The sequence below is a fragment of the Thiobacillus sp. SCUT-2 genome, assembly GCF_035621355.1.
Taxonomy (GTDB): Bacteria; Pseudomonadota; Gammaproteobacteria; order Burkholderiales; family Thiobacillaceae; genus Thiobacillus; species Thiobacillus sedimenti.
In genome coordinates, this window is record NZ_CP141769.1 from 634488 (window position 1) to 656661 (window position 22174).

Genomic DNA, 22174 nt, shown 5'->3' on the forward strand with positions numbered 1-22174 from the left:
GCTCATGGCGCGCTCCGCGCGGTGGGCAGCAGGCGCTGGAACTGCCGCAACTCCTCGCTTTCCAGCGTCGGGTTGGAAACGACGATGGGGCGCAGGAAGATCACCAGCTCCGTCTGGTTGTTCATGCGCTCGTGCTGGCCGAATACGGCGCCGATGCCTTCCGGGCGGGACAGAACCGGCAGGCCGTCGCGCGCATTGTTGCTGTCGTCCTGGATCAGGCCGCCGAGAATGACGGTCTGGCCGCTGCGCACCTGCAGCAGCGATTCCATCTCGCGCACCTGGATGACAGGAATGGAGTTTTTGACGCCTCCGGCTTTAAGATCGGGATTGGGGTCGTCTACGGCCCCCACCTTGCGTGAGATGGTGGGACGCACGGTCAGCGACACCATGCCGTTCTCGTTGATCTGCGGCAGCACCGACATCACGATACCGACTGGCACCGTATGGGCGGTCGTCGTAAACGTAGTTGTCGTGTTGTTGGCATTCTGGTTGGTGTCCGCCTTGAGCGTGAAATACACCAGATTGTCGACCACCTTGAGCAGGGCGGTCTGGTTGTTCAGCGCCATGAGTTTGGGGCTGGACAACACCTTGGTCTTGCCGAACGATTCCAGCAGGTCGATTGCTGCCGTGAAGCCGTTGTTGCCGGAATTGGTGTAGGTGGCCTGGATAAAAGGCGACAGCGCCCCCGCCAGCGCACTGGCGCCGCCGCCTGCGGACGTGGTGATCTTCCAGCCGGTGGTGCCCTGCAGCGCTTTCGACCAGTCGATACCCGCGCGGTACTGGTCCTTCAGCGTCACTTCGACGATGGTCGCTTCGATCAGCACCTGGCGTTGCGCGGACTGCATCACGCGGTCGAGGTATTGCTGCACCAGTTCCTGCTGGCGCGCGGTGCCGAGCACCGTGACCGTGCCGGCGACCGGGTTGACGGCAACGTCGTATTTCCCGTCGCCGGACGGCCGGTTGGCGAACGCCGCGTTGAACAGGCTGGCGGCGCCGGGGCCGGCCTTGCTCGCGGCCTCGGCCTGGGAGACCCGCTCGGCGCGCTCGGCCTTCTCGGCCTCCAGCTGGGCGGCCCTTTCCTCGGTGCTCTGGGTGACGGCGCGCGTGCCGGCGAGGATGGTGCGGATGTTGTCGGCGAGCACCGCCCACAAGTCGTTGTTCGAGCGGCTGGCGACCGTGGTGGTCGAGGAGTTGCCGCTCGTCGCGCCCGGCGCGAGGCCGGAGGTGCCTGTGCCGATGTTGCCGACGCCGGTGCTGGCGATCTGGGCCGCCACGCCGACGCTGGAGGTGGTGTCGCGGGCGACGTTGACGTAGTTGACCGCATAGGTCTTGGCGTAGGGGGTGTCGGGCATGATCGACACCGTGCGGCCGTTCATCTCGTAGCGCAGGTCGGCCTGCCGGGCGATGCGGTCGAGGATGGCGGGCAGCGGCTCCTGCACGGCATTGAGCGAGACGCGCCCCGAGATGCCGGGGTAGAGGTCGATGTTGTACTTCGTGTCGCGGGCGATCGAGAACAGCAGGTCCTTCACCGGCACGTCGTTGACGACGACGGTGTAGGTCGGCACGGGCGGGCTCGGTTTCGGCGGCATCAGCGCCGGCACCGCCTTCACGGGCGCGGGCGGCGGCGCCACCGGCGCGGCGGCGGGGCGCGTGATATGGTCGGGGGAGGTATCGAACGCCCGCGGCGGGACGCAGCCCGCCAGCGCGACGGCGGACAGCGCCAGGCCGGTCACTATGGAGCGTTTCAACAGCGCATTCCTCATCAGCGAGCCCTTATCCCAGTGGCAAGACTACCGCGCGCATTTTGCCGACCGTGCGCAGAAACGGCGTACCGGCGGGGGCGGGAGGCAGGGCATGCAGTGCCGCCAGGGCTGCGTCGCGGCTGGGAAACTCGCCGGCGAGGATCATCCAGGCGGGCGCGCCCTGACTCAGCCCGTGCAGCACCCGCACCGGTCGCGGCGTGGCGGCATCCAGCCCACCCAATAATACGGCTGCCTCGGCCGCTTCTTTAGCGGAAGCGATCTGGATCACGCGGGTGCCGGGCGCGGCGGTGGCCAGCCAGCGCTCGGTCTGCCGGGCCAGCTCGGTCACCCGGGCCGCCGGGTCGGCCAATGGCGGACGGGGCGCGTCGGCGGCGCGTGCCGGTGTGGCGGGCGACGCCAGCGAGTGCGCCTGCCAGGCGACGAACGCCAGCAGCCCGAGGCCCGTCGCGACGCCGGCCGCCAGCGCGGCCCAGCGCGGCAGCTGCCTGCCGCCCGCCGCCCGTTCCGCCGTCCGGATGTCGGCATCGCCGGCGGCGGCATCGAGGTGCGCCGGGGTGAGCGTATGGGTTTGCGCGGCGTAGGCGGCGAGCAGGGTCTTGTCGGCCAGCACGTTGATGCGGCGCGACAGGCCGCCGGAGAGCCGGGTCATGCGCGCGATCAGCGCCGGGGGAAAGAGGTCGGGGCCGCGGTAGCCCGCCACCGACAGCCGGGCGCGGAGGTACTCGGCGACCTCGTCCTGGGTCAGCGGCGAGAGGTCGAGGCTCAGCGTGACGCGGTCCTTGAGCTGGCGGATGCGCGGGTCGGCAAGGTGGGCATCGAGCTCGGGCTGCCCGAACAGCACGATCTGCAACAGCTTGTCGGTCGCGGTTTCCAGGTTGGTGAGCAGCCGCAGGAACTCCAGGTTGTCCAGCGCGATGCCCTGTGCCTCCTCGACGAAGACGACGACGCGGCGTCCGGCCTCGTGGCGGGCCAGCAGCGTGGCGTTGAGTTGCGCCAGCCGGGCCTGGCGGCCGGTCTCGGGCGCATCGACGCCGAGGTCGGCGAGGATCGCCGCCAGCATGTCGTCGGGCGACAGCGTGGGGTTGCCCAGATAGACACTGTCGACGGTGGCGGGCAGCTGCGCCGCGAGCTTGCGGCACAGCATGGTCTTGCCGCTGCCGACCTCTCCCACGACCTTGATGATGCCTTCGCCCTGGCCGATGGCATACACCAGCGCCGCGAGCATTTCCCCGCGCTGGCCACCGGGATACCAGTATTCGGTGTTCGGCGTGATGCGAAAGGGCGCTTCTTTCAGGCCGAAATGGTCGAGATACACAGCGACGGCTTAGTCGGTTCCGTAGGTTTGCATGCGGCTGTACAGCGTCGTGCGGTTGATGCCGAGCAGCTTGGCAGCCTGCGACAGGTTGCCGTGGGTCATGGTCAGAGCCGCCTCGACATAGGCTTTTTCCCACTGGCGCAGGGTGACGTCGAGGTTGAAGTTGGCCAGCGTCTGCAGCTGCTTGCGGGCAAGTTCGATGAGGGCCTTGCTGTCGCTGGCCAGCGGAATTTCCTGCGGATAGGCCTGGTCGGTGTCGAGCTCGGCTTCCAGCTGCTGGGCGTTGACCGCCATGCCCGGATACTTCGTCGTGAGCCGGATCGCGATGTTGCGCAATTCCCGGACGTTGCCGGGGAAGTGGTAGTCCTCCCACATCTGCTGCGCGCGTGCGTCGAGCGCGAACGGCAGGCTCTTGGCCTCGCGCGCATAGAAATCGCGGAAGTGGTTGAGCAGCACGAGCTTGTCCTCACCCATCTCGCGCAGCGGCGGCACGGCAATCGAGAACACCGACAGCCGGTGGTAGAGGTCGGCGCGGAAGCGGCCGGCCTTGATCTCGGCGCGCAGGTCGCGGTTCGTGGCGGTCACCACGCGGGCATTGGAGAAGCGCGGCTGCGTTTCGCCGACGCGCTGATATTCGCCATTCTCCAGCACGCGCAGCAGCTTGGCCTGCAGTTCCAGCGGCAGCTCGCCGATCTCGTCGAGGAACAGCGTGCCGTTCTCGGCCTCCTCGAAATAGCCGGCGCGCGCGCTGGTGGCGCCGGTGAACGCGCCCTTGGCGTAGCCGAACAGCGTCGGCTCGACCAGGGTGGGCGAAATCGCCGCACAGTTCAGCGCCAGATAGGGCTTGTGCGAACGCGGCGACAGCTGGTGCAGGCTCGCGGCGACGCGTTCCTTGCCGCTGCCCGACTCGCCTTCGATCAGCACGGGGAAGGGCGCGGCCGCGTACTGCTTGATCTGTTCGCGCAGCTTGTCCATCGCCGGGCTGCTGCCGACGATGCCGGAATCCTTGGCGGGAGCCGGGGTCTTCTCGGCACTGCGTTCCGCATCCTGCACCATCAGGGCATTGAACAGCAGCGACTTCAGGCGCTCGGGTTCGCATGGCTTGGCGACAAAATCGATGGCGCCGAGGGCGCGCGCGTGGCGTGCGTTCGCTTCGTCGCTCTGGCCCGACAGCACGAGGATCTTGATGCTGGGCGAGACGCCGAGCAGGTCGGCGATCAGGGCGAATCCCTCGTCGGGCTTGTGCGGCTGCGGCGGCAGGCCGAGGTCCACCAGCGCGAGTTGCGGCGGCTCGTCGAGCTGCATCAGCAGGCTCTTGACCTGCGCCCGCGACTCGGCGGCGGAAATCTCGAAATCCCTGCTGAGGACGTAGGTGAGCGTGTCGGAGATCAGCGGATCGTCATCGACGATCAGCAAGCTAGGCTTGTTCGTTTGGACCACATATCCTCCGGGTCGATTGGTGCCGCAACGCCTCTGCCTCTGTGGGCAGACTTGAATTGTCGTGCGCATGTCGGTTTTTCGACGATTGTGCCAGAGAGCCCGTGAAAGTAAAACGGGGGCGGCACGGCGGGGAGGCGCGCCGCGAGCATCCTGCTGCCGCGGCGCTGTCCGGGGGAACGGGCGATCAGGTGCTGACGGGTTCGGCCAGCACCCGCGTCCAGCCCTCGCTGCGGTCGACGGGATTGCCGAGCGCAACGAACCTGCGCTCCTGCGACGCGCCCCCGTGAAGCTGGAAGACCTTGCCCAGCGCGAAGTGGACGGGGTCGAGGATGAGGGTGGCCGGGTCGCTGTCGAGCCACAGCCCGGGGTGCGGCAGGCTGGCACCGCTGTTGTCGAAGCCGTTGACGGTATAGCCCGAGTCGACGGTGTCGTGCAGCATGACCAGCGCCGGCCTTGCCGCGAGGGTTTCGATGCCCACCGAACTGGTCTCGTCGTTGAGCCGGGACAGCCGCCGCACGATGCCAAGCCGCCATTCGTGATCGTCGTGCGACTTGATGCCGATCAGCGCGCCGACCCGCAGCCAGTCCTTGTCGCGCGTCTCGACGATCGCGCCGTAGCCGTATTCGCTTTCGTCGTGCATCACCCAGCGCTCGACGTCCGGGGAGTTCTGGAAGGCCGGCATTTTCAGTTGGGAAACCCGTTCGCGCGTGCGGTCGGTGATGAAACCATAGACCTGGACGTCGTCCGCTTCGTTGTAATTGATGCCGATGCCATAGGGCGACACGCTGGCAGGGGCGGCGGCGGCCTTGATCTGGCCGATGATGGCATTCAGGCCGTGTGCGACGTCGAGCAGCCGCTTGACGGTCTCGCGCGGCGCACGGCGCTGTTCCCGGTTGGCCAGGGAGGCCCATTGCCGGTGCAGGTGTTCGAGCAGTTCCTGGCTTTCCGCCGTGCGGGCCAGTTCGGTGAGGCCAAGCCCGGTCGGCGCCGTGCCGTCGCGCAGGCCTGCCTGGATCTGCTGCAGCCGCTGCAGCAGGTCGGCGGTGGCCCAGAAGCGCAGGGGCTTGTCGCTGTCGGCCTTGCGTACACGGCGCGGGCCGTGGTCGGCCGACAGGTCGACGACGAAGTTGTGGACGTTGGTGTCGATGCGCTCGTCGAGCCGGAGCATGCCGTGCCAGCCGCACAGCCAGCGGTCGACCAGATCGAGCTGTCTCGGATAGAGGGTGCCCGAGTTGGCCAGGTTCAGCATCAGGATATGCAGGTAGGCCGTTTCGCAGCTGCAGTCGGCACTGTCGTCGGCGTATGCCCGCTGGGTTCGCCGCGGGAAACCGCCGGTTTCGGCGATGCGATAGAGATTGTGCAGGCGCAGCCAGAGCTTCTCGCCGGCGGGGAGGTAGCGGATCGCCCGCCATTTCAGGAGCTGGCCGAAGGTGCGGATGGCGCGTAGCGTGAGGAGGGGGATCGTCTCGTCCTGGAGGGCGCCGGCGCCTTCGCGCGACAGGTGCAGCACGAAGGTGTGGTAACCGCGCGCAATTTCCCAGTAGAGGCCGTACACGGCGTGCCAGAGCTGGCTTTCGAGCGGCCGCGACATGCGCGGATTGCGCAGGTACTGGCGCACCAGCGTGTCCTGCAGGTCACGGCACCTTTCGTCCAGCAGCATGAAGACCGCGAGGCGATCTTTCGTGTATTCCGTCGAGTTTTCGTTAAACCGCCGGAGTGCCCCGAGAATCGCTTCCTGGCACTTGAAGGCGTCGCCGATGGGCAGGGACTCGAGCCAGCGGGTTGCCGTCTTGAGATTGGCCAGCGGGTCGTCGGTTCGCTTGCCGAAAGGCGCCAGCTGGGCGAGGCGCGAAGCAAATTTGTTTGCCAGTGAAGTCATGGTGTGCGAACTATCCGGTGGTCACGATGCGCGTTTCGACGCTTTACGGCAAATTTAGCAATATCCGTACCGGGACTCCAGTCAGGCGAGGCGGCCCTGCACCCAGTCCCGCACCGAGGCGAGCGCCGCCGGCAGGCCCGCCGGGTCGTTGCCGCCGGCCATGGCCATGTCCGGCTTGCCGCCGCCCTTGCCGCCGACCTGGGTGGCGACGAAATTCACCAGTTCGCCGGCCTTGATCCGGCCGGTGAGATCGGCGGTGACCGCCGCGATCAGGCTGACCTTGCCGTCGGCCACCGTCCCCAGCACCAGCGCGCAGGATTTCAGCTTGTCGCGCAGCTTGTCGGCGGTCTCGCGCAGCGCCTTGGCGTCGACCCCGTCGAGCTGGGCCGCCAGCACGCGCACCCCGTTGAGGTCGACGGCCTGCTGCAACAGCTCGTCGCCCTGGCTCGAGGCGAGTTTCGACTTCAGGCGCTCGACTTCCTTTTCGAGCGCGCGGCTGTGGTCCAGCAGCTGGGCCACGCGCTCGGCGGCGTCGGCCGGGGTGACCTTGACCGCCTGCGCGATGGCGCCGAGATGCTTTTCCGTCTCGGCGAGATAGGCGAGCACGCCGGTGCCGGTGGTCGCCTCGACCCGGCGGACGCCGGCGGCGACGCCGGTTTCCAGCAGGATCTTGAAGGCCCCGATGTCGCCGGTCCGGGCGACGTGGGTGCCGCCGCACAATTCGCGCGAGCTGCCGATGTCGAGCACCCGGACGACGTCGCCGTACTTCTCGCCGAACAGCATCATCGCCCCGGTCTTCTGCGCCTCCTCGATCGGCATGACGCGCGCCTGCGTCGCCGTGTTGGCGAGGATCTCGGCGTTGACGCGCGCCTCCACCTCGCGGATCTGCGCGTCGGTCATCGGGGTGGGCTGCACGAAGTCGAAGCGGGTCTTCTCCGAATCGACCAGCGAGCCTTTCTGCTGCACGTGCTCGCCGAGCACTTCGCGCAGCGCCTTGTGCATCAGGTGCGTCACCGAATGGTTGCGCATGGTGCAGGCGCGCGCGACGTCGTCGACGCGGGCCAGCACGCTGTCGCCGACCGCCAGCGTGCCGGTCTTGACGATGCCGTGATGGCCGAACACCTGGGCCTGGATCTTCTGCGTGTCCTCGACCTCGAAAGCGCCCTGCGTGCTCTGCAGCGCGCCGCGGTCGCCGACCTGGCCGCCGGATTCGGCGTAGAAAGGCGTGTGGTCGAGCACGACCACGCCGAGTTCGCCCTCCCGCAGTTCGTTGACTGCCGAACCGTCCTTGTATAGCGCGAGGACGGTGGCGTCGTGCGTCAGCGTGTCGTAGCCGTGGAAGGTGGTCGCTTCGCCGGCGTATTCGAGCGCGGCGCCGAGCTTGAACTTGCCGGCTGCGCGGGCCTGCGCCTTCTGGCGTGCCATCGCCGCGTCGAACGCGGCGGTGTCGACGCCCACGTCGGCCTCGCGGCAGATGTCGGCAGTGAGGTCCAAGGGAAATCCATAGGTGTCGTGCAGCTTGAACGCCAGTTCGCCGTCGAAGGTGCCGCCGGCGGGCAGCGCCTTGAGCGCGGATTCGAGGATGCCCATGCCGTGCTCGATGGTCTCGAAGAAGCGCTCCTCTTCCTGGCGCAGGATGTCCATCACGCGATCCTGGGCCTTCACCAGTTCCGGATAGGCCTCCCCCATCACCGCTGCCAGATCCGGCACGATGCGGTGGAAGAAGGCGGCACGGGCGCCGAGCTTGTAGCCATGGCGGATCGCGCGGCGGATGATGCGGCGCAGCACGTAGCCGCGGCCTTCGTTGCCCGGGATGACGCCGTCGACGATCAGGAAGGAACAGGCGCGGATGTGGTCGGCGATGACCTTGAGCGAGTTGTTCGCGAGGTCGGCCGTCTGCGTCTCGCGCGCCGCCGCCTTGATCAACGCCTGGAACAGGTCGATGTCGTAGTTCGAATGCACATGCTGCATGACCGCCGAGATGCGCTCGAGGCCCATGCCTGTGTCGACGCTGGGCTTGGGCAGCGGATGCATGGTGCCGGCCTCGTCGCGGTTGAACTGCATGAAGACGTTGTTCCAGATCTCGATGTAGCGGTCGCCGTCCTCGTCGGGCGAGCCGGGCGGGCCGCCGGCGACCTCGGGGCCGTGGTCGTAGAAGATCTCGGTGCAGGGACCGCAGGGGCCGGTGTCGCCCATCGCCCAGAAATTGTCCGAGGCATAGCGCGCGCCCTTGTTGTCGCCGATTCTGACGATGCGCTCCTTCGGCACACCGACGTCGTTGTGCCAGATGTCGTAGGCCTCGTCGTCCTCGGCGTAGACCGTGACCCACAGCTTCTCGGTCGGCAGCTTCAGCACCGTGGTGAGGTATTCCCACGCGTACTTGATCGCGTCCTGCTTGAAATAGTCGCCGAAGCTGAAGTTGCCCAGCATCTCGAAGAAGGTGTGGTGGCGCGCGGTGTAGCCGACGTTCTCGAGGTCGTTGTGCTTGCCGCCGGCGCGCACGCAGCGCTGCGAGGACACCGCCCGGGTATAGGTCCGCTTGTCCTGGCCGGTGAAGACGTCCTTGAACTGCACCATGCCGGCGTTGGTGAACAGCAGGGTGGGGTCGTTGCCGGGGACCAGCGGGCTGGACGGCACGACGGTGTGCCCCTTCGAGGCGAAGAAATCGAGGAAGCTCTGGCGGATGGCGCTGCTTTTCATTTTTTGAAGAGGGTGAGCGTGAACGACGGACAATAAGCGATTGTATCCGCTAAAGTTCCGGGCTCACAGGCGGCACGGGAAGGAAAAAATGGACGAAGCGGCGGTCGACGCGGCGATGCGCGAATGGATCGAAAAGGCGGTGATCGGGCTGAACCTGTGCCCGTTCGCCAAGGCGGTGTACGTGAAGAACCAGGTGCGCATCGTCGTGAGCCGCGCGCCGCATCTGGACGGTCTGCTGGAGGAGCTCGACCGCGAGCTGGATTTCCTCGCGGCGGCCGATCCGGCTGCGGTCGATACGACGCTCCTGGTTCATCCGACCCTGCTGGCGGATTTCCTCGATTTCAACGACTTCCTGCAGATCGCGGAGGCGGCGGTCGGCGAGCACGGGCTCGAGGGCGTGATCCAGATCGCCAGCTTCCATCCGCGCTTCCAGTTCGAGGGGACCGCGCCCGACGACATCGGCAACTTCACCAACCGCGCGCCATTCCCCACGCTGCACCTGCTGCGCGAATCGAGCATCGAGCGCGCGGTCGCGGCTTTTCCGGAAGCCGAAACGATCTTCGAGCGCAACATCGAGACGCTCCGGCGGCTCGGCGAAACGGGCTGGGCGGCCCTGTGGCGCAGGGGCGACGACTGAGCCAAAAAAAAAAGGGGCCGCGGCCCCTTTTTTGTCCGTTGGCGCTGCGCGCCCGCGTCAGGAATACGAATTGTTGTAGTCGGCGATGCCGGGGTTCTGCTTGCCGACGCCGACGATCCTGGGCGAGTTCAGCTTGACGCCCTTGATGACCTGCTTGTCGCGCAGATAGGCCGACACCACCTCCCAGATCGGCTCGCCCTGCACGCCCTCGCCGACCGGCGCCCAGCCGGCGACCTTGTAGGTCTTGTCGGCGTCGACCGGCTTGCCCTTCAGCATCATGTTGCTGATGCGGTTGCCGATCGTCTTGGTCGGGTCGATCGTGTACTCGATGCCGCCGACGCGGACCATGTCGCCCCCCTGCTGGTAGTAGGGGTCGGCGTTGAAGAGGTTGTCGGCCACGTCTTCCATGATGCTCTTGATGGTCGCGCCGGTCATCTCGGTCAGCGTCGTCTCCGGATACGTGATCGCGGTCTGGTCCATCAGGCGCTCCATCGTGATGGCGTCGCCCGGCAGCAGCGTGGTGCCCCAGCGGAAGCCCGGCGAGAAGGCCGCATCCGCACCCTTGACCGCCATCAGCGCGTCGACGATGAGCTGGTCCCAGGTGCCGTTGAAATTGCCGCGGCGATAGAGGAAATCGTCGGTGACCGCGAGCTTCTCGTTGAGCTTGTCCTCGTAGGGCGCGCGCACCTTCTTGATCAACGCGTCCATCCCCGGGTCGGCCGGCAGCAGGTTGGAGAACACCGGCAGCAGGCGGTACTTGTAGCTCTGGATCTTGCCGCCGCGCACGTCGAAGTCCATGACGCCGAGGAACTTGCCGTTGGACCCGGCATTGGTGACCAGCGTGACGCCCTTGGCGTTCTTGACCTGGACCGGACGCGGCACCCCGTCGTGCGTGTGGCCGCCGAAGATGGCGTCGATGCCGGTGACGCGGGTCGCCATCTTGAGGTCGACGTCCATGCCGTTGTGCGACAGCACGACGACGACCTGGGCGCCCTTGGCGCGCGCCTCGTCGACCCACTTCTGCATGCTGTCGTCACGGATGCCGAAGCTCCAGTCCGGCACCATGTAGCGCGGGTTGGCGATCGGCGTGTAGGGGAAGGCCTGGCCGATCACGGCGACCTTGACGCCGTTCATTTCCTTCATCACGTAGGGCTTGAAGACCTGGTCGCCGAAGTCGTTGGTGACGATGTTCTGCGCGACGAAATCGACGCCGGCGTTCTTGAAGTCCTTGTTGACGATCTCCGTCACGCGGTCGGCGCCGAAGGTCGCCTCCCAGTGTGGGGTCATGACGTTGACGCCGAGCGCGATCCCGGCGTCGACCATGTCCTGGGCGTTGGTCCACAGCGAGGTCGCCGAACCCTGCCAGGTATCGCCGCCGTCCAGCAGCAGGGCCCCGGGGCGCTGCACGCGCATCCTGTCGACCAGCGTCTTCAGGTGGGCGAAGCCGCCGACCTTGCCGTAGACCTTCGCCGCTTCGGTGAAGTCGAGGTAGGTGAACGCATGCGCCTCGGCGGTCCCGGGCTTGATGCCGTAATACTTCAGCAGGTGCTGTCCGACGAGATGCGGCGGCTTGGCGTAGGCGACGCCGACGCCGAGGTTGACGTTGGGTTCGCGGAACCAGACCGGGGTCAGCTGGGCGTGGCAGTCCGTGAAGTGCAGGAAGGACACGTTGCCATGGCGCGGCACATCGTAGAAGTTGGCGGGGGCCTGGCCGGCCAGGGCGGACTTGCTGTCCAGGGCCATGCCGGATGCTGCGGCGACAGCGAGCAATTGCAGAAACTCGCGGCGGTTCATGTGCATGGGAGTGTCCTCAGAAAAAGCATGGCGGACATTGTCGGTGGCACAAAACGGCCCGTAAATAGTAGCTCCCGCTCATTTCCTGCCGGCAGGAAATGAAAAAGCCCGGCGAACCGGGCTTTTTCGTGGGTCGGCGCCGCTTACTTGCGGAACACCGAGGCCTTCATCGGCAGTCCGTTGGACATCGCCGAGTGGAAATACTCCAGATCGTTCATGGCGGTGCTGTCCTCGGCGGGCGGCACGGCGCGGATCATCTTGAAGCAGCCGGTATAGCGGCCCTGCAGGGTCACGAGGTTGTCGCCGCCACGGAACACGGGCCAGTGGACGGCCTGGCCAATGACCGGAGAGAGCACTTCGGAACGCAGGCGGGTGCCGGCATTCTGGATGTGGCACGTCGCGCACGCGAAGTTGAGCTGACCCGTGCGGCGGAAGAACATGTTCTTGCCCTCTTCGTAGGCAGCCATGGCCTTCGGACCCTGAACCTTGACGTTCATGATCATGCCGTCAGACAGCGTACGCATGTACGCCGTCAGCAAGCCGATGGTCTTCGGATCGCTCAGCTTGAACGGTGCCTCGCCATTCGCCACGCGGCAGTCGTTGATGGCATCTTCCAGCGTCACGACCTTGCCCTTGGCCTCGTCGAACATCGGATAGTTGCCGGCGATCTGCTTGCCGCCATTGGGCAGGCAGTCGGCGTAGGTCTTGCCATTCTTGAAGGGCGTCTCCCACAGCTTGCGGCCGGCGTCGATCTGCGAATCGAAGGGCGGGAATTCCATGATCGCGTCGTACTGCGCCTTGCTGTCGGGATCGAACGCCAGCGCGCCGTAGACGTAGTCGTCGATCTTGACGTTGGGGTACTTGGATGTGAAGTACTTGATGAGATTCTGCTTGTCCTGTTCGGGCGAAGCATGGGCAGTAGCGACGCCCAGCGCGATGCCCAAGCCGGCCATCCCTGTCAGCAGTTTCATGATGATTTTTTGTTTCATGCCGTCCTCCAGAAACCTGATGATTGACGCGGGAGCGGGACCGCGGGTCCCGCTCGGGTTCAGGCCGACTCAGCCGATGACGGCTTCGGCGCTGTTCTTGTCGCCTTTGTTGTCGACCCAGTTGACGACGACCTTGTCGCCCTTTTTCGGGCCCTTCACCTTGAACCCGAGGTAGGGGTTCTTGGAGACGCCGCCGGAGAGACCGGCGTCCAGCACTTTCGCGCCGTTGACGGTCGCGGTCACGTCGGTGATGTAGTGGGCGGGCACCAGTTGGCCGGTTTTGGCGTCCTTGCGCAGGCCGGTTTCCATGGGGTGGTTCATCAGCACTTTGACATCGGCAACATCGCCGGCCATCGTGGCTCGAATACGCATCGGTTCAGCCATTGGGCTTTCCTTTCCTTGTAACAGATGTCCCCGGTGGGGAACTCAATTCGACAAATTCGGTGGGTGCGACGTGAGGCGATTCAGCCGCCGCAGCCACCGATGGTGACCTTGACTTCCTTGGCGGCGGTGTAGGACTTGCCGCCAGCGGTGATCACCGCGCGCACCAGCGAGGTCTGGCCCATCTTGATGCGGGTCGAGATATAGCCTTCGGCGCCGCCCATCAGGCCGAAATCGGCGACCAGCGGGGTCTGGTTCTTCTCGGCCAGGATCGCGATGGCAGAAGTGCCGGGGATATTGCTGGTGACTTCCACCGGGACGACCGCGCCGTTTTCGGCGATGTCCGGTGCCTTGATGGTGATGTCCTTGGAGTCGGCCGGGGAGACGGCTCCCATGTTTTTCAGGGCGTCGCCGACGCTCTTGGCCTCGAAGGCGCTGCGCGGGACGCCCGCGAGGGCCTGGGTGGGCTTCAGCAGCCCGGCAGCCACGGCCACGGCCACGGTGCCGGCGCCGGCAGCGCCTTTCAGTACGTTTCTACGAAGTGCATTCATTGAGCGTATCTCCTGATTGAACAATGCAACGGGTAATTACAGACCGTAGATGAAGTCGGTCACTTTATCGATCTCCGCTTCGGTCAACACCCCGTGCTTGCCGAAAGGAATCATGCTGCTGGAGGGGTTGGCGACGGTCGCATCCCAAATCTGGGCACGCAGCTTCGCCTTGTCGGGATAGCGGGCGCTCATGGCGATGAGGGGCGGACCGATCAGGCCGGGCGATTCGGCATCGGGTACGGTCGGCATGGCGTGGCAGGCAAGGCAGTTGCCCTTGGTGCGGTCAAACGCGATCTGCTTGCCGGTAAGCTCCTTCGCGGCATCGGCCGCGAGCGCGCTGCCCGTCAGCGTGATTGCGCCCAACGCGCAGGCCGTGATTAGCTGATGCATCTTTCGCATGGTCATCCTCCTGGTTCTTGACGTGGTAGTGAAAGCGTCTGCCGCTTGGAAGTGCCGTGCAGTCAACGCTATCCAGTGATGGATGGGTTCAAGGATAGTGGAATTGCTTTTTGCCACGCAAGGCCGCACGGGCATATTTCCGGCCCAATCGCAGGGTAAATTCCTACCAGCGGCGGCGGCGCGCTCGAAAACGCTGCGCGCGGCCTATTTCTTCTTGCGCTGTTCCTTTTCCATTTCCACCCATTCGCGGCGCTGCGCTTCCGCCGCGGACATCTCGTGGAAATCGCCATCCCCGGCCTTGATGCCGAGGTTGATCTGTTCGATCGCGGCGACCAGGTCGCCGCTCAGGGCGTCGGCTTCGGCCTGCGCGCGATGGCTCTGCAGGCGGTGGCCGAGCTGCGCGTGTGTCTGGGCTGCGAGGCGCCACAGCCGACGATCCTGCGGGTAGAGCGCCAACTGCCCGTTGGCGACCGCGAGGGCGTCCTGGCTGCGCTGCGCGCTCAGCAGCGCTTCGAGATAGCCATACTGCAGCGGGCGGTATCCGGGATAGGCCGTGGTCGCCTGCTGGTAGCGCTGCAGGGCAAGTGGCAGGTTGCCCGCGGCGGATGCCGCATAGGCGCCCAGCTGCAGGATCATCGGATCGGCGTTCTTGCCGGACGGGAGTTTCTGCAGTTCCGCCTCGGCTTCCTTGAACCGTCGTGCGCGCAGCAGGGCGCTGACCAGGCCGTAGCGGGCGGCGACCTCGCTGCTGTAGCGCTTGTCCTTGAGCATGCCGCGTGCGGCGATGACCGCGTCGTCCGGCGTGTTTTCCCGTGCGCGCAGGCGTGCGCGCACCAGCTGGAACTCGAGGCTGCCCTGCACCTGCCGATACGGCGCGGAGTCGCTGCGCGCTTCCATGTCGGCGATACGCTCGCTGGTGAGAGGGTGGGTGCGCAGGTAGGCCGGGGCGCTGGTGTCGTAGAACCGGTTGGCGCGCTGGAGCCGCTCGAAGAACGTGCTCATTGCGCGCGGATCGAAGCCGGCCCGCGTGAGCATGTCGTAGCCGAGGCGATCGGCTTCCCGCTCGTATTCCCGCGTGTAGGCCAGCTGATTCTGGATCGAGTAGGCCTGGGTCGAGGCGATGGCGGCGCCGGCGACGTTGGGATTGGAGCGTGAGGCCAGCAGCGCGAGCGCCAGCGCCGCCATCGTCGGCCAGTAGCTCTGGCTTTGCGCCTCGACCATGCGGGCGAGATGGTTCTGGGTGACGTGGGAGATCTCGTGTGCGATGACGCCAGCCAGCTCCGACTCGCTCTGCGCCGCGAGCAGGAGCCCGGTGTGGACGCCGATGTTGCCGCCGGGCAGCGCAAAGGCGTTGATGGTGGGGTCGTCGACGACGAAGAAGGTGAAGGTGCGCTGGTTGCGCCCGCTCACCGACACGAGCCGGTAGCCCAGCTGGTTGAGGTAGGTCTCGATCTCGGGATCGTCGAGATAGCGCGGGTCAGCGTAGACGTCGCGCATGATGGCGCGTCCGAGCGCCTGTTCGTCCTGATCGGAAAAGTATTGCCGCGACACTTCGCCGAGGTCGGGCAGGTCGGCCGCCAGCACGGGCTGAACGGCGAGCATGAAGGCGAGGAACAGGCGCAGCATCAGCGAGGCGTGCCGCAGCGGGCAGGGAGAGGCGTCGTCATTTGGTTTAGGATGCCGGAATTCCCGACTAGGTTCCTGACTATGAGCGAATTCACCCATTTTGACGAGCGCGGACAGGCCGTGATGGTCGACGTGGCGGACAAGGCCGAGACGCGCCGCGTCGCCGTTGCGGATGGGCGTATCCGCATGTTACCCGAAACGCTTGCGCGCATCCTGAAGGGGCAGGCCGCGAAGGGTGACGTGCTCGGCATCGCGCGCGTGGCGGCGATCCAGGCGACCAAGCGAACCGCCGAGCTGATCCCGCTGTGCCATCCGATCGCCTTGACCAAGGCGCGCGTCGAGTTCAGCCACGATGCCGTGGAGTCGTGGATCGCCTGCACGGTGACCGCCGAGACCGTCGGCAGGACGGGCGTGGAAATGGAGGCGCTGACCGGCGTGTCCGTTGCACTGCTGACGATCTACGACATGTGCAAGGCGGTCGACCGCGGCATGGTGATAGGCGACGTCCGCCTGCTGGAGAAGCAGGGCGGCCGCTCCGGCCACTGGCGGGCGCCGGCCTGAGCGGACGCTGGTCATAACGTTCTCTTGCGTGCCCCGGGGGCTGCGGCAAGATTGCCGCGTCCTGTTCCAGAGCCTGCCTATGCCGCGTTTCGGATTGATGTTGATCGGCCTGTGGGCGTATGCCTGCGCCACGTATGCCGCCTTGCCCGATTCCCAGGTCTTTCCGGCCACGGGTGAACGGCTGCTGCTGTGGATGGCGTCCGAGCACGGTCGCAGCGAAGCGGAACTGGATGCCGCGCGGAAACTGGCCACGCAGGGCGTCGAGGTCTGGTCGCTGGATTCGGCAAATGCCTATTTTCTGCCTCCGTTGCCGAGCAGCATGGACGCGCTGCCCGTTGCGGACGTGGCCGACTGGCTGCGTGCGGCGCAGGCAAGCGGCAAGCAGGTGACGGTAGTCGCGGTGTCGCGCGCGGCCGTGCCCGTGTTGCGGGGGGCGGCCCTGTTGCCGCCTGAACGGCGCAAACACCTGTGCGTGATGCTGGTGCATCCGAATCTCTACACGGACGTCGAGCCCATGGCCGATCCGGACTATCTGCCGCTGGCCGATCTGTCCGGCCTGCAGGTGCGGGTCCTGCAGCCGCGTCGCTCGGCGGCGACACCGTGGCTCGCAGGCTTGCTCGACCATCTGATGCTTCACGGCGCCGACGTGACCGACGTGGTGCTGGAGAATCTGCGCGAGAATTGGTGGGCGCGGGAGACGCCGACGGCGTTCGAGCAGGCCGAAAGTCGGCGCCTGGATGCCCTGCTGCTGCGCCAACTGACGGACTGGGGATGCAAGTGAAACATTTATTGAATGTGATGGCGATCGGCCTGCTGTGGATCGCGGGCGCGCAAGCCACCGGCTTCGAAAAGCGCGCGGCCGTGCCGGCGCCGGACCTGCAGGCGCGTGAGGTGAACGGCTCCGTGCGCAGCATGGCGGACTTCCGCGGCAAGGTGGTCGTAGTCAATTTCTGGGCGACATGGTGTCCCCCCTGCCAGCGCGAGATGCCCTCCCTGGAGCGCCTGCGGGCGAAAATGGCTGGGCGGCCGCTGGCGATCGTCGCGGTGTCCAGCGCCGAGGCGCCCGATGACGTGAAGGCCTACCTGTCCCGCATGAAGCTCGGGTTTCCGGTGTGGCTCGATCCTGACAGCGACAATACCCGGCGCTGGAAGGTCTTTGCCCTGCCGACCACGTTTCTGCTGGATCCCGCCGGTCGGGTACGTTATGTCCTGACCGGGCCGGCCGAGTGGGACGAGGGCGAGGCCCTGGCCTTGATTGAGTCCTTGCTGGCGGAAAGGCCGGAAAGCGCGAAACAGACGAAATAAAGATGCGCAAGTCTTGAATAAATAAGGATTTTTCATTGGTTGACCTTATGCCCCCATCAAGCATTTTGCTTGCCATGACGCGGGCAGCGCGTGCAAAATAACAAAATATTCGGATTGTTTAATATAGCCGTCCCCGCAGCATCCAGCGCCGATGCGCTGGCGCTGCTTCCAGCAGTCACCTAGTGTGTTATATCCGGGTAGGGAAAGGTCGGCTCCTGAAAAGGAGCCGTCGGGGGCTTTTTTGAACCTAGAGACCGCATGAACGCCAAGATCAAACTCGAAAATCACGACGCGCAGGAAATCAAGTACACCACTTGTTATATGTGTGCCTGTCGCTGCGGCATCAAGGTGACGCTGGAGGACAACAAGGTCCGCTTCATCCAGGGCAACCGCAATCACCCGACCAACCAGGGCGTGCTGTGCGCCAAGGGCTCGGCGGGCATCATGAAGCAGTATTCGACGGCGAAGCTGACCCAGCCGCTGATGAGGAAGCCCGGAACCGAGCGCGGCGAGGGCATCTACGAGGCGATCTCCTGGGAGCAGGCACTCGACATCCTGACCGACCGTCTGGAGGAGATCCGTTCGACGGACCCCTCGAAGCTGGCCTTCTTCACCGGCCGCGACCAGATGCAGGCGCTCACCGGCCTGTGGGCGCAGCAGTTCGGCACCCCGAACTGGGCGGCGCATGGCGGCTTCTGCTCGGTCAACATGGCGGCGGCCGGCCTCTACACCATCGGCTTCTCGTTCTGGGAATTCGGCGCACCGGACTGGGACTACGCCAAGTACTTCATCATGTGGGGCGTCGCCGAGGACCACTCCTCGAACCCGATCAAGATTGGCCTCGAGAAGCTCAAGCGCAAGGGGGGCAAGTTCGTCACCGTCAACCCGGTGCGCACCGGCTACTCGGCGATCGCCGACGAATGGCTGCCGATCAAGCCCGGCATGGACGGCCTGCTCGCCATGTCGATGGTGCACGTGCTGCTGAAGCACGAGAAGTTCGACTACGAATTCCTGGTGCGCTACACCAACGCCTCGTGGCTGGTGGTGCAGACCCCGGGCCAGAAGGGCGACGGTCTCTTCCTGCGCGACGAGAACAACCAGCCGCTGATCTGGGACATCGAGAAGGAAGCGTTCCGCAACGGCATGGATGGCGACATCGCGCCGGCGCTGTTCGGCGAATATGTCGCGCCCGACGGCCGCCGCGTCAAGACCGTGATGTCGATGGTCGCCGAGCGCTACCTCGATTCGCGCTACGCGCCGGAAAACGTCGCGCTGGAAGTGGGCCTGCCCGCCGAGACGATCGAGCGCATCGCGCTGGAAATGGCGCACGTCGCGTTCAAGGAAACGGTCGAGCTGCCGATCGAGTGGACCGACGTCTGGGGCAGGAAGCACGACAAGGTCGTCGGCCGTCCGGTCGCGATGTACGCGATGCGCGGGATCTCCGCGCACTCCAACGGCTTCCACGCCTGCCGCGCGGTGCACTTCATCCAGATGCTGCTGGGCGCGCTCGACGCGCCGGGCAACTTCCGCGCCCGCGCGCCGTACCCGAAGCCGATTCCGCCGCACCAGTTGCCGGAAAACAACATCGACATCATCAACGCGCCGAACACCCCGCTGTCGCGTCCGCCGCTCGGCTTCCCGACGCGCCCGGAAGACCTCGTGGTCGACGAGTTCGGCAACCCGCTGCGCATCGACAAGGCCTACTCGTGGGAGGTGCCGATCGCCTCGCACGGCCTGATGCACATGGTCATCACCAACGCCACCAACCATGACCCGTACGCGATCGACACGCTGATCCTGTTCATGGCCAACATGGCGTGGAACTCGACCATGAACACCAAGAACATCCAGGACATGCTGCGGATGAAGGACCCCGAGGAACCGGGCGAGTACAAGATCCCGTTCCTCGTCGTCATCGACGCGTTCCACTCGGAGATGACCAACTTCGCCGACCTGATCCTGCCGGACACGACCTACCTCGAGCGCCACGACTGCATCTCGCTGCTCGACCGTCCGATCTCCGAGCCGGACGCCGCCGCCGACGCGATCCGCTATCCGCTGGTCAAGCTCGACCGCGACGTGCGCCCGTGGCAGGAAGTCATGGTCGAGCTCGCCTCGCGCCTGAAGTTCCCGGCCTTCACCAACCAGGACGGCAGCCGCAAGTTCAAGGACTACCCCGACTTCATCGTCAACTACGAGCGCTCGCCCGGCATCGGCTTCCTCTCCGGCTGGCGTGGCAAGGACGGCACGAAGTCGCTCAAGGGCGAGCCGAACCCGAAGCAGTGGGACAAGTACATCGAGAACCAGAGCTTCTTCGCGCACCACTGGCCCGACAACCAGAAGTACATGCGCTACGCGAACAAGGACTACCTCGACGTCGCGGCCGACGCCGGCTTCGTTGGCAAGCCCGAACCGATCATCATGCAGTTCTATTCCGAGCCGCTGCAGAAGTTCCGCCTCGCCGGCATGGGCCTGTACGACGGCCCGCAGCCGAACAACCAGGTCGACCGCGAGCGTCTCGTGAAGTACTTCGACCCGCTGCCGATGTGGTACGAGCCGCTCGAGCAGCAGCGCGTCGACGCCAAGGAATACCCGTTCTTCGCGCTGACCCAGCGCCCGATGTTCATGTACCACTCGTGGGATTCGCAGAACGTGTGGCTGCGCCAGATCATGGCCCAGAACTACCTCTACATGAACGCCCGCAAGGCGGCCGAGATGGGCATCCAGGACTTCGACTGGGTGTGGGTCGAGTCGCACAACGGCAAGATCCGCTGCCAGGTCAAGACCATGGAAGGCACGCAGGAAGATACCGTGTGGACCTGGAACGCCATCGGCAAGCAGAAGGGCGCCTGGGGCCTCAAGGAAGAGGCGTCCGAAGCGACCAAGGGCTTCCTGCTGAACCACCTGATCTCGGAGCTGCTGCCGGAGAAGGCCGGCGAGCGCCGCGTCACCAACTCCGACCCGGTCACCGGCCAGGCGGCGTGGTTCGACCTGCGCGTGAAGATCTGGAAAGCGGAACCGGGCGAGACCGGCTCGTGGCCGCAGTTCGACGTGCTCAAGCCCTACCCGGGCGACGAGCGCTACGAGCGCCCCGACGTGCTGCGCTACGACGCCCGCAGCCACGAGAAGAACTAAAACCGCCCAGCCAGAACATCAAGACGAGAGAGCATCATGAGACTAGGTTTGGTCATTGACCTCGACGTGTGCGTGGGCTGTCATGCCTGCGCCATCGCCTGCAAGGAATGGAACGCCTCCGGCACCATCGGCCCGCTGTCCGACTACCAGCCCTACGGCGCCGAGCCGTCGGGCGTGTGGTTCAACCGGATCCGCCATTTCGAGATGGACGAGTATCCGAACAACAAGACGATCAACTTCCCGATGTCGTGCATGCACTGCGAGGACGCCGACTGCGTCACCGTGTGCCCGACCGGCGCCTCCTACAAGCGTGCCGAAGACGGCATCGTGCTGATCGACCAGAACAAGTGCATGGGCTGCAACTACTGCTCGTGGGCCTGCCCGTACGGCGCGCGCGAGCTCGACCGTTCGTCCGGCACCATGAAGAAGTGCACCCTGTGCATCGACCGCATCTACGACGAGAAGCTGCCGGTCGAGGAGCGCCAGCCCTCGTGCGTGCTGACCTGCCCGGCGCACGCGCGCATGTTCGGCGACTTCGACGATCCGGACTCGGCGGTGTCGCGCGTGGTGCGCGAGCGCGGCGGTTATCCGCTGATGCCCGAGCTCAACTACAACCCGACCAACACCTATCTGCCGCCGCGCCGCAAGCCGGTGATCGAGATCGAGACCAAGCCCAAGGGCGGCCTGAAGGAAAGCATCAAGCAGTTCGCCAACAGACTGGTGCGCCGCTGAACCGCGCTGAATTAATTAGGAAATCACCATGCATCCAGCCTTTTCAGTCATTTTCTTCACCGTCGCGTCGGGTGCCGGCTTCGGCCTGTTCTCGCTGCTGTTCATCACCGACGTGTTCAAGCTTGGCGGCGGCTTCAGCCGCGAACAGCTCGTGATCGGCGGCATCGTGGCGATGGCCCTGATCGTCTTCGGCCTGCTGTCGTCGACCTTCCACCTTGCGAATCCCAAGAATGCCTGGCGTGCGGTCAGCCGTTTCCGCACCTCGTGGCTGTCGCGCGAGGGCGTGTTCGCCATCGTCTTCATGCCGCTGGCGCTCGTCTATCTCGCCAGCATCTGGTTCGAGGCGCCCGCCTGGCTGCGTGACACCGTCGGCTTCATGACCGCCGTGCTCGCCTGGGTCACGGTCTTCTCCACCGGCATGATCTACGCCTGCCTGAAGACCATCCGCCAGTGGAACACGCCGCTGGTGCCGGCCAACTACCTGGCGCTGGGCTATGCGAGCGGCAGCCTGCTGCTGCTGGCGGGTGCGGTCCTGGCGGGCCTCCAGACCCTCCCGTTCATCGCGATGGCGGCGCTGATCGTGTCGATTGCAGCGGTGCTGAAGGCGATCTACTATTTCTGGATTCGCAGCCCCGGCCTGACCCCGACGATGAACACCGCGACGGGCCTGACCCGCGCCAAGCTCAAGCTGCTGGACACCGGCCATACCCACGGCACCTTCCTCACCCAGGAGTTCGGCTTCCAACTCGCGCGCGAAAAGGCGAGCCTGCTCAAGGTGGTCGTGTTCGGGCTGGGCTTCGCCGTACCCGGCCTCATGCTGGTCTGGGTGTTCAACGAGCAGGGCGGGCAGGGCGCGGCCATCGTCGCGGCGCTCGCGGGCATCGCGGGTGCGGCGGTCGAGCGCTGGCTGTTCTTCGCAGAAGCGCGCCATGTGGTGAACCTGTACCACGGCGCCCAGCGCTGCTGA

18 protein-coding genes are annotated in these 22174 nt (G+C 65.7%); 7 read left to right on the forward strand and 11 right to left on the reverse strand.

Translation table 11 applies throughout. The features are described from left to right. Window positions 1–2 precede the first annotated feature (2 nt). From mshL to alaS, 5 genes are all read right to left on the reverse strand, one after another. Window positions 3–1748 (reverse strand): pilus (MSHA type) biogenesis protein MshL, encoded by a 1746-nt coding sequence (mshL, locus tag VA613_RS03100; RefSeq protein ID WP_324780400.1) that lies wholly within the window; start codon window positions 1746–1748, stop codon window positions 3–5. Window positions 1749–1773: 25 nt separating this feature from the next. Continuing rightward, window positions 1774–3078: an ExeA family protein gene (locus VA613_RS03105; RefSeq protein ID WP_324780401.1), complete on the reverse strand. Its 1305-nt coding sequence runs from the start codon at window positions 3076–3078 to the stop codon at window positions 1774–1776. A 9-nt stretch (window positions 3079–3087) separates the two neighbouring features. Then, window positions 3088–4494 carry a sigma-54-dependent transcriptional regulator gene (locus VA613_RS03110; RefSeq protein ID WP_324780402.1) on the reverse strand — a complete coding sequence of 469 codons (1407 nt, stop codon included), beginning with the start codon at window positions 4492–4494 and terminating at the stop codon, window positions 3088–3090. Window positions 4495–4702: 208 nt separating this feature from the next. Beyond that, window positions 4703–6397, reverse strand: coding sequence for a hypothetical protein (locus VA613_RS03115; protein ID WP_324780403.1), 1695 nt, complete (start codon window positions 6395–6397; stop codon window positions 4703–4705). 81 nt (window positions 6398–6478) lie between these two features. Further along, a complete protein-coding gene (gene alaS / locus VA613_RS03120) occupies window positions 6479–9097 on the reverse strand; it encodes an alanine--tRNA ligase (RefSeq protein WP_324780404.1) in 2619 nt (872 codons plus the stop codon). Window positions 9098–9185: 88 nt separating this feature from the next. On the opposite strand from alaS, the gene VA613_RS03125 reads away from it, so the two are divergent. Next, entirely contained in the window at window positions 9186–9734 is a 549-nt protein-coding gene (locus tag VA613_RS03125) for a DUF1415 domain-containing protein (protein ID WP_324780405.1), read from the forward strand. 57 nt (window positions 9735–9791) lie between these two features. Here VA613_RS03125 and soxB read toward each other — a convergent pair whose 3' ends face one another. From soxB to VA613_RS03155, 6 genes are all read right to left on the reverse strand, one after another. Further along, the gene (soxB, locus tag VA613_RS03130) at window positions 9792–11534 is read right to left on the reverse strand and encodes a thiosulfohydrolase SoxB (protein ID WP_324780406.1); all 1743 of its coding nucleotides are present in this window, start codon (window positions 11532–11534) and stop codon (window positions 9792–9794) included. A 137-nt stretch (window positions 11535–11671) separates the two neighbouring features. Continuing rightward, window positions 11672–12517 carry a sulfur oxidation c-type cytochrome SoxA gene (gene soxA, locus VA613_RS03135; RefSeq protein WP_324780407.1) on the reverse strand — a complete coding sequence of 282 codons (846 nt, stop codon included), beginning with the start codon at window positions 12515–12517 and terminating at the stop codon, window positions 11672–11674. Window positions 12518–12586: 69 nt separating this feature from the next. Further along, window positions 12587–12901, reverse strand: coding sequence for a thiosulfate oxidation carrier complex protein SoxZ (gene soxZ / locus VA613_RS03140; protein WP_324780408.1), 315 nt, complete (start codon window positions 12899–12901; stop codon window positions 12587–12589). An 80-nt stretch (window positions 12902–12981) separates the two neighbouring features. Beyond that, a complete protein-coding gene (soxY, locus tag VA613_RS03145) occupies window positions 12982–13449 on the reverse strand; it encodes a thiosulfate oxidation carrier protein SoxY (protein WP_324780409.1) in 468 nt (155 codons plus the stop codon). Between the two features lie 36 nt (window positions 13450–13485). Continuing rightward, window positions 13486–13848 carry a sulfur oxidation c-type cytochrome SoxX gene (soxX, locus tag VA613_RS03150; RefSeq protein ID WP_324780410.1) on the reverse strand — a complete coding sequence of 121 codons (363 nt, stop codon included), beginning with the start codon at window positions 13846–13848 and terminating at the stop codon, window positions 13486–13488. A gap of 204 nt (window positions 13849–14052) precedes the next feature. After that, window positions 14053–15474 carry a beta-barrel assembly-enhancing protease gene (locus tag VA613_RS03155; RefSeq protein WP_324780411.1) on the reverse strand — a complete coding sequence of 474 codons (1422 nt, stop codon included), beginning with the start codon at window positions 15472–15474 and terminating at the stop codon, window positions 14053–14055. An 81-nt stretch (window positions 15475–15555) separates the two neighbouring features. On the opposite strand from VA613_RS03155, the gene moaC reads away from it, so the two are divergent. The 6 genes from moaC (at window position 15556) to VA613_RS03185 (ending at window position 22174) form a co-directional block, all read left to right on the forward strand. Beyond that, window positions 15556–16035 (forward strand): cyclic pyranopterin monophosphate synthase MoaC, encoded by a 480-nt coding sequence (gene moaC, locus VA613_RS03160; RefSeq protein WP_324780412.1) that lies wholly within the window; start codon window positions 15556–15558, stop codon window positions 16033–16035. Window positions 16036–16114: 79 nt separating this feature from the next. Continuing rightward, window positions 16115–16816 (forward strand): hypothetical protein, encoded by a 702-nt coding sequence (locus tag VA613_RS03165; RefSeq protein WP_324780413.1) that lies wholly within the window; start codon window positions 16115–16117, stop codon window positions 16814–16816. Continuing rightward, window positions 16807–17340, forward strand: a complete 534-nt coding sequence (locus tag VA613_RS03170; protein ID WP_324780414.1) for a TlpA family protein disulfide reductase — start codon at window positions 16807–16809, stop codon at window positions 17338–17340. Before VA613_RS03165 ends, VA613_RS03170 begins: the two co-directional genes overlap by 10 nt. 258 nt (window positions 17341–17598) lie before the next feature. Further along, on the forward strand, window positions 17599–20475 hold the full coding sequence (locus VA613_RS03175) for a molybdopterin oxidoreductase family protein (protein ID WP_324780415.1): 2877 nt from the start codon (window positions 17599–17601) through the stop codon (window positions 20473–20475). A 36-nt stretch (window positions 20476–20511) separates the two neighbouring features. After that, window positions 20512–21207, forward strand: a complete 696-nt coding sequence (locus VA613_RS03180) for a 4Fe-4S dicluster domain-containing protein (protein ID WP_324780416.1) — start codon at window positions 20512–20514, stop codon at window positions 21205–21207. 28 nt (window positions 21208–21235) lie between these two features. Next, window positions 21236–22174, forward strand: a complete 939-nt coding sequence (locus tag VA613_RS03185) for a dimethyl sulfoxide reductase anchor subunit family protein (protein WP_324780417.1) — start codon at window positions 21236–21238, stop codon at window positions 22172–22174.